Source organism: Aetokthonos hydrillicola CCALA 1050, from assembly GCF_017591665.1.
Lineage (GTDB): Bacteria > Cyanobacteriota > Cyanobacteriia > Cyanobacteriales > Nostocaceae > Aetokthonos > Aetokthonos hydrillicola.
Genome location: NZ_JAAKGC010000168.1, coordinates 1 through 7,547 on the forward strand (window position 1 = coordinate 1; position 7,547 = coordinate 7,547).

Sequence of the window (7,547 nt, forward strand, 5' to 3'; positions counted from 1 at the left end):
AAAAACTGGTTAGACAATCGTAAAATTAATTACTTAACCCTAGAGAATAGTTTAGCTCACAAAGCCGCAGTTATTGAAAGTCTATCTGAAGCAACCCTACTCCATATAGCTTGTCACGGCATTTTTAAGCCAAATCAACCGGATAAATCTGGACTGGTACTAATTTCTGATTCTGGAGAACAAGAAATTCTCAGCTTAAGAGAACTCTCTGAAACGAACTTAATCAAATTACGCCACGCTACCCTTTCTTCCTGTTGGTCAGCAGACCATTTTATACTTCCCAGACGTTGGATTATCAGCTTACCAGAAACACTCTGGCGATCTGGTACCCAAAGTATCCTGGGTTGTCTATGGGAAATAGACGACAGGGTTGCAGTATCTTTTATGACAAGATTTTACGAATATTTAGACAAGTTTCCACGGGATGAAGCCTTGTGTCTCACCCAGTTATGTTGTCTTGAAGGTCGTTTACCCAATTGCAATAGTGATGATACTTCTAGTCCCGTTTTTTGGGCTGGGTTTAATCTTTACGGCGACTACACTAGTATAAAATTTTCTTCTCGGCGTTAATTGACAAAAATTTACATACTTAGTATTATTTGCTCAGTTATCATACCCAAACAGCAAGGATGATGGGTTTGCTAGTACCGCCCTAATTTTTCTAGCTTTATTGTCGTCAGTCGCTCTCTAATTTAAACCAGCAGAGTTTTGATCTATTCTTGAGGTAGAAACGATCCAAAAAACGCGGAGATGTCTATATTGTGAAGTTGCAGCGACCGATATTAGTGGGAGGATTAGGACTGTCTTTTTCTCTATGGATGTTAGACAGTTTGCATCATTCAATGGTGCAGGTGGGAGAGTTGAGCTTAGTTAGTCTGTTAGCAGTTGGTGGCGGTTTGTGGTTACTGAAACAAAACCGTAAAAAAGATACTCCAGAAGAGTTAGGTAGTACACCTGTAGATCGAGCAACAGCAGAAAGTGCGATCGCCAAAGCTGAAGCTGTAGTAAACCAACTGGTACAAGAAGCAGAAAACCATACAGCAATATCTCCACTGCAAGAACAAATTGCTAATCTAACAACAGAGTTAGACAGACAAGAAATTCATCTCGCCGTCACAGGCGGAAAATCAGTGGGTAAAACCACTTTGATCGACGTCCTATCAAAACAGCAACATCCAAAATCTTTACATTTTCAAGAGACAGTACCTTTATTTACACAAGCAACCGAGAAGTCGGATGTAGCTGCTTTGGAACAAGTCAACAAATCTGATTTTTTCCTTTTCCTCACCAATGGTGATTTAACAGAGTCGGAATTTCAGACCATACAGCAACTGAAAGCATTCAATCAAAATATGATGCTGGTATTTAACAAACAAGACCAGTATCTACCAGAAGAACGGGTTAGTGTCCTGCTGTCTCTTAAACAGAGAATACAGGAAAATGTACCAGCGATCGCAGCATCTCCTCTACCAATCAAAGTACGCAAACACCAGCAAGATGGTTCCGTGCAAGAATGGCTGGAAGTCCCTTCACCTGATATTCAACAGCTAACACAACAACTGAATGAAACTTTGGCGACTCATGGACAACAGCTAGTCTGGGGAACTACCGTGAGGAAAGCTTTATCGCTTAAAGCTGAAGCGAAAAACTTGTTGAATGAAACAAGACGCGATCGCGCTAACCCAGTTATTGAACAATATCAGTGGATAGCTGCCGCAGCCGCATTCGCTACTCCAGTACCAACCCTTGATATCTTGGCAACCGCAGCCATAAATGCTCAAATGATTATGGATTTGGGCGCTATTTATCAGCAGAAATTTTCCTTAGAACAAGCTCAGACTGTAGCTGGTACTATGGGAAGTTTGATGGTGAAACTAGGTTTAGTGGAACTTTCTTCGCAGGCGATCGCTACAGTTCTAAAAAGTAACGCTGTCACCTTTGTTGCTGGTGGTGTTTTACAGGGAGTTAGCGCAGCTTATCTCACCCGGATATCTGGATTAAGTCTAATCGAGTATTTCCAAGAACAGGAAATAGCAATCAATTCTGGAGCAGGATTGAATCTCGACAAACTACGCCAAACCTTACAACAAGTTTTTCAACAAAACCAGCAAGTTGTTTTATTGCAAAGCTTTGTTAAGCAAAGCGTAAAGCGGTTGCTACCAGAATCATCTCAAGTTCAACTTATTGGTAGCCAAAACTGAAGGAGTTAAGGGGATGGAGGTTAGGATAAAATTAACTTTTACTCTTTTACCCAGTTATCCTTCCCCAAACTCTAACAGCATTAAACTACATCGCTAACCAAATATTAAAAGTTTAATATCCAGAGGTTAGGTTATAGGCAACTTTTGAAGTAATTTTACCAAGAATTAGGGGAGTGAAGACGCTTTGTAGCTCGATGTAAAAATAAAGATTCGTTATATAGTAATAAATGTTTACTAACTTACGATTCTCTAAACAAAAAAATAGAAACAAAGATAAGAATAACTAAAATGAATACACAATATCATGTCAAACTTATTCAAGAAGGTAATACCCAAACCTTAACGATTCCTCAAGAATTAAACTTATCAGCGACAGAGGTGATTATTCGGCGTGAAGATGGAAAATTGATAATTGAACCATACAAGAGAAAATCACTCTTAGAAACACTTTCCACTCTTGAACCATTGGACGAAGAGTTTCCTGACGTGGATGAAGGATTATTACCCTTAGATGATATCCAGCTTTAAAAATGAGTTATTTATACTTGTTAGATACAAACATCATTTCCGAACTAATTAAAAACCCCAGAGGTGTGATATTTTCAAAAATCCAAACTGTGGGTGAAAATACAGTTTGTACAAGTATTATTATAGCTTGTGAATTAAGATTTGGAGCGAAAAAAAAGAAATCTCAAAAGCTCGTAGAAAAACTTGAAGTCATCCTGGATAGTATTGAAATACTACCCCTAGGTTATCCTGTGGAGCAATATTACGCAGAAATACGCACAACCTTAGAAAAACAGGGTAAACCAATTGGAGGTAATGACCTATTAATTGCTGCCCATTCCTTAAGCCTTGGTTTAACTCTCGTTACTGCCAATGTTCGTGAATTTTCTCGCGTCTCTAATTTAAAAGTAGAAAACTGGCTCGAATCGGATTAAAAAAGTCTCAAATTCCCGTATCCTGAGCCTAAAGAACTAGGATGAAACACAAAAACAGTCAACTCAGTCTAACCTTTGAGCAGATCGTTGAACTTGTTCTACAACTTACAGTACAAGAACAAGAACAACTGATTCAAGAAATAAAGAAAAACTCTCTAAATAATCAACATGAAGATTTACTTAGGGTTTTTGCCAGAATCGGCAGCAATGCTCAAGTCAAAGGACTAACCGAAGAGATTCTAGAAGAACTATTAGCCGATGAATCGTAAATTAATTGTCATTGACTTTTGATAGCCATATACCTAAAAGTATTCCAAGCATATACCGCATCAAAATCTATTGAGGACTACAATATCGAGACTATAAATCAGTAAGAGTACTGTCATCTAATTGTTCTCGTAGCGCAAGGCGATCGCCCTTGGCGTATTACTCTTGGGGAAAGAACACTCGCTCAAAAGGTTTTTTTCGATAACGTCGATAAACATCAAAATCACTATCTAACGCTCTTTCATCACTTTCGCCAGACGAAATTTAAAACGCTATTTTTAGGTTAGTCCGCCTACGCGGACTAACCTTGTGTAGCCGCGATTTCTGGTCGCTTCAATTATTCTCTTCTCAGAGTGATGAAAGAGCGCTAAAGTCGCTATTGCAGCAATATCTAGGCGCTCGGAAATGACGATTAGGGATAAATCAGCAAAATCTCCTGGCAAGTCAAAGTAAGTCGCATTCAGTTGAGCAATGCGGGAAAAATCTTGAGGTAAGAGCTGCTCACACTCGTAGAGTCCTTTAGCGACGTCTAGAAGAAACTCGTTTTGTGTGCGCCAATCAGAACTAAGTAACCACATGACTTCTGCGATGCAGATAGGCGTAGTTACTAGTTTGGAAGTGCAGCTTTCAAAGAAACAACGTACTTCTTGGTGATGTTTATCTCTGGCGCTGTAGTAGGCAAACAAAAACCCGCTATCTGCCAGTATGAGCGGATGGTAAGTCATGGATGGCGCTGTTTGAGATATTGAGCGATCGCTTTCTTCCGGTTTGCTCGTTCTGATAAATCAGCGGGCGCATCTTGCAGGAGGTGTTGAGGGTGTCCACCTCGCCTATCAACCAAAGTTCTACCTGCTTGCAAGTTAAGCCAGCGCTCAGCAATCAAGCGCCGGATCAACTCACTCTTGTCCGTTTAAAAAAGTAATACACTTAATTACTATTTATGCTAATTTCTAAGTAATTGCCAACCTCGTATCTACTGGTATCCAGTCCAGACAGCAGCTACACGTATTGTCGACAACAATGGCTTCTCGAACGCGGTTTTCATCCCTTTAAAAGGGAAGCTAGTCCCGAAGAAAAAATTTCACCACCTAGTATGAAAGTGGTGTTTTACCCCACTCCCGTACGGGAGCGGTAGTGAGTGATTTTGAGGTTGTAATTCTTCTATTTGTGCTTGTCTTTGTTTTTAGAATTATGATGCAATGAATGAGCAAGATGTGCGCGGTGTATCATTTCACTTTTTTCCTTCGGACTCATTGCAGCAAAAGCTTGGAAGACCATGACTAAACCCCCTAGGACAACAGCCCCAACCTTAAGTATAGCTAAAGCAAAAAATCCTATTAATAGCCAGACCCAAAAAGGTAATGATTGCTTATTTTCCATAAAATCATTTTTTTACTATCACATTTATATAATTCCCAAAATTTTTATTAAAGCAACCTAAAAAGCTATCTACTAATTTAGGATAAGAAAAAGTGGGGAAAATTATAAAAAGGGAATTGCGTGACTGGTTCTGGAGTAGGGGGGAATGGAGCTGCATCCGAATTTGGAGATTTAACAGGATTTTCTCGCGAAGAAGTAGATGACTTTTTACAAGGACTGGGCGCAAGTGTGAAAATTACTTCAGGAGGGTACGTTGAGTATAAGTTTCCTGACAGATCAAAAGTTACTATCCGTCCTAATGGCGAAGTTATACGAACACCAGCGCCGATATATAGTTTAGATGGTACCAGAATAAACAAGGGTTTACGCCTTGATAAAGATGGAAGTTTACTAGAAACACGAGACAAATCTAATAACTTGATTCCTGATACACATACTACCGGAGAAAGGTTGAGTAACTAATATGCCTGACGACTACGCATTACTAAATCTAGGTGGACTTACTTCACTGATTAAAAATGTCAAAGTGTCTAGATGGGGTACTATGGTAGCTTTTGAGTGTATATATGATCCAACAGGAGAGCGATCGCCCTATATTCTAGTCTTTGAAGACTGTCGCGAAATAAAGTGGAATGTGCACGATCCCGAAGAAGCAGAAGATGTAGAAGCAGACTTATTCGGTATTCATTTAGGTGAGAATGCACACCGTAAACCAGCTTTGATTCATACAGATATTTTTGAAATATCGCTCCTATACGGCAAGTTCCATCTCCAAAAGGCAGCAGTTCATTCCACCAGTACTACTGTTACACTTAAGTAAGTAAATATTACAACAGTAATGTTATCTAGTCCTCAAGTCCAGTAACTTGGTAAATAGTTAGCATATTTAACCTATTTCTACTCAATCAGCGCTGATTTATACCCTCTGACCAGATAATCAATACCAGTGATTGCTGTGCCAACAACAACAGCATAAGCTCCTAAATCAATCGCTTTACGAGCCATTTCAGGTGAAGAAACACCGCCTTCGCAAATCACTGGAATATTTAATTGTTTTACCATCTGAGTCAACAATTCCCACCCAGGGGGTGAAAAATGCTTAGTTGCAGCAGTATAGCCGAAAAGAGTTGTCCCTACTATATCTACACCAGCTGCACAAGCTGCGATCGCAGCGTCGATTGTATCGACATCTGCCATTACTGGTTTGCCTAATTCTTGATGAATTTTGGCAACGATATCAGCTAAAGTTTCAGCACCTGGTCTATTTCTATCAGTCGCGTCTATGGCAATGATATCTGCTCCCGCTTTTGCTACAGCTTCAGCGTGATGGAACTGTGGGGTAATATAGACATCGTATCCAGCTATAACTTGCTTCCATAGCCCAATGATAGGCACTGTAACTCGTTCTCGTACGGTACTAATGTGGGCAGGGGTATCGATCCTTACTCCTACGGCACCATTATTAACGGCAGCTTGCGCGATCGCTGCAATCACCGTTGGTTCATGCAATGGTGAATCTACAGGTGCTTGACAGGAAACGATAAGTCCGTGATGTAGGGTTTTAATTGGCATAGTTTGACTTTAAACTTAATCATGATTAGAATCATAGCTTTGACGCAGTACGTTGAAGTTAAGGTGTGTTGTTCTAACAAAGAGGGATATGCATCGTATAAATGCTACATCAGGAGGATGGAATCCTCAATCGGAAGAAGTCACTTTTATAGAACAAACTCCAGCGCCTTTAGTCTTTCTTACGGCGGCTGATACTGATATTCAAGCTTTAGCAAAAGCCGTTTCAAATTTACCTACAACATTTCCAGAATTTAGAGTTGCTAACTTGTTGCAATTACAACAGCAAATTAGTATTGATACTTATGCTGAAGAAGTTTTAGAGTTTGCTCAGGTAATTGTTCTACGCTTATTAGGCGGACGCTCTTACTGGAGCTATGGATTAGAAATAGTAGAGGAAATGGTGCAGCGTAGTGGTAAAACCCTGATTATTATGCCAGGGGACGATGCTCTTGATCCTGATTTAATCTCTCACTCAACCTTGCCTTTAACTAAAGTTTCTCAGGTGTGGCGGTACTTCAACGAAGGTGGTGTTGAAAATATTGTCAATGCTCTTTTGTTTATTGCTGATACTTGCTTATCAACTTCATTTAATCCCCCAGCGCCAAAGGTTATTCCTCGTGTGGGTTTGTATGAGTGGAAGCCACCCCTTTGGGGAAGTCAAAAGTCAAAAGTCAAAAGTCAAAAGTCTGGAGTAGGGGAGCGAGTAGGTATTCTGTTTTATCGTGCTCATTATTTGGCAAAGAATACAAAGGTTATAGATGCTTTGTGTGCAGCTTTGGTAGAGCGAAATTTAGAACCAGTACCAGTGTTTGTTTCTTCTTTGCGGGAAACTGATGTACAAGCTCAGTTAATGGAGTTTTTTAAGCCGAAAAATTCCGGGGAGCAAATTTCAGTTCTGCTAAATACAACTAGTTTCTCTTTGGCGCGGTTAGATACGGAAGTACCTCAGATTGATTTATGGCAAAAACTAGATGTGCCTGTGTTGCAAGTTATTCATAGCGGCGGGGCTATTGAGCAATGGGAGTCTCAGTTTCAAGGGCTTTCGCCTCGTGATATAGCTATGAATGTGGCGCTACCAGAAAGAGAAGGGGGAAATATTAATCGTGGAGTGTTTTTTAAGTAATTAAAATACGGGAAATTTAATTTTAAAAAAGATGTGGTGGGTTATTAGGACATGAGGGAGCGG

Annotated in this window: 11 protein-coding genes and 1 pseudogene; 8 read left to right on the plus strand and 4 right to left on the minus strand. The window is 40.0% G+C overall.

Features of this window, described 5'->3' with window-relative positions:
* From G4P69_RS34330 to G4P69_RS34350, 5 genes are all read left to right on the plus strand, one after another.
* The coding region (locus G4P69_RS34330) for a CHAT domain-containing protein (protein WP_208354393.1) at positions 1 to 570 on the plus strand (570 nt) is incomplete at its 5' end.
* Between the two features lie 248 nt (positions 571 to 818).
* Positions 819 to 2,201 (plus strand): slr1306 family protein, encoded by a 1,383-nt coding sequence (locus tag G4P69_RS34335; RefSeq protein ID WP_208338931.1) that lies wholly within the window; start codon positions 819 to 821, stop codon positions 2,199 to 2,201.
* A 288-nt stretch (positions 2,202 to 2,489) separates the two neighbouring features.
* Positions 2,490 to 2,729, plus strand: coding sequence for an antitoxin (locus tag G4P69_RS34340; RefSeq protein ID WP_208338898.1), 240 nt, complete (start codon positions 2,490 to 2,492; stop codon positions 2,727 to 2,729).
* 2 nt (positions 2,730 to 2,731) lie between these two features.
* Positions 2,732 to 3,142 (plus strand): type II toxin-antitoxin system VapC family toxin, encoded by a 411-nt coding sequence (locus tag G4P69_RS34345; protein WP_208338899.1) that lies wholly within the window; start codon positions 2,732 to 2,734, stop codon positions 3,140 to 3,142.
* 41 nt (positions 3,143 to 3,183) lie between these two features.
* Entirely contained in the window at positions 3,184 to 3,411 is a 228-nt protein-coding gene (locus tag G4P69_RS34350; protein ID WP_208338900.1) for a hypothetical protein, read from the plus strand.
* 276 nt (positions 3,412 to 3,687) lie between these two features.
* Here G4P69_RS34350 and G4P69_RS34355 read toward each other — a convergent pair whose 3' ends face one another.
* The 3 genes from G4P69_RS34355 to G4P69_RS34365 form a co-directional block, all read right to left on the minus strand.
* Complete coding sequence (locus G4P69_RS34355; RefSeq protein WP_243902094.1) at positions 3,688 to 4,134, minus strand: type II toxin-antitoxin system VapC family toxin; 447 nt, start codon at positions 4,132 to 4,134, stop codon at positions 3,688 to 3,690.
* Positions 4,131 to 4,304 carry a hypothetical protein gene (locus G4P69_RS34360; RefSeq protein ID WP_243902095.1) on the minus strand — a complete coding sequence of 58 codons (174 nt, stop codon included), beginning with the start codon at positions 4,302 to 4,304 and terminating at the stop codon, positions 4,131 to 4,133. Before G4P69_RS34360 ends, G4P69_RS34355 begins: the two co-directional genes overlap by 4 nt.
* Positions 4,305 to 4,570: 266 nt before the next feature.
* Positions 4,571 to 4,789, minus strand: a complete 219-nt coding sequence (locus G4P69_RS34365) for a hypothetical protein (protein ID WP_208338901.1) — start codon at positions 4,787 to 4,789, stop codon at positions 4,571 to 4,573.
* 120 nt (positions 4,790 to 4,909) lie between these two features.
* Between G4P69_RS34365 and G4P69_RS34370 the strand changes: the two genes are divergently transcribed.
* Together G4P69_RS34370 and G4P69_RS34375 are read left to right on the plus strand one after the other, a co-directional pair.
* Complete coding sequence (locus tag G4P69_RS34370; protein ID WP_208338902.1) at positions 4,910 to 5,251, plus strand: hypothetical protein; 342 nt, start codon at positions 4,910 to 4,912, stop codon at positions 5,249 to 5,251.
* Between the two features lies 1 nt (position 5,252).
* On the plus strand, positions 5,253 to 5,609 hold the full coding sequence (locus G4P69_RS34375; RefSeq protein ID WP_208338903.1) for a hypothetical protein: 357 nt from the start codon (positions 5,253 to 5,255) through the stop codon (positions 5,607 to 5,609).
* Positions 5,610 to 5,686: 77 nt separating this feature from the next.
* Here G4P69_RS34375 and G4P69_RS34380 read toward each other — a convergent pair whose 3' ends face one another.
* Complete coding sequence (locus tag G4P69_RS34380) at positions 5,687 to 6,361, minus strand: N-acetylmannosamine-6-phosphate 2-epimerase (RefSeq protein ID WP_208338904.1); 675 nt, start codon at positions 6,359 to 6,361, stop codon at positions 5,687 to 5,689.
* An 88-nt stretch (positions 6,362 to 6,449) separates the two neighbouring features.
* Between G4P69_RS34380 and G4P69_RS34385 the strand changes: the two are divergent.
* A pseudogene (locus tag G4P69_RS34385) lies at positions 6,450 to 7,481 on the plus strand (cobaltochelatase subunit CobN); the annotation flags it as partial.
* Between the last annotated feature and the right edge of the window lie 66 nt (positions 7,482 to 7,547).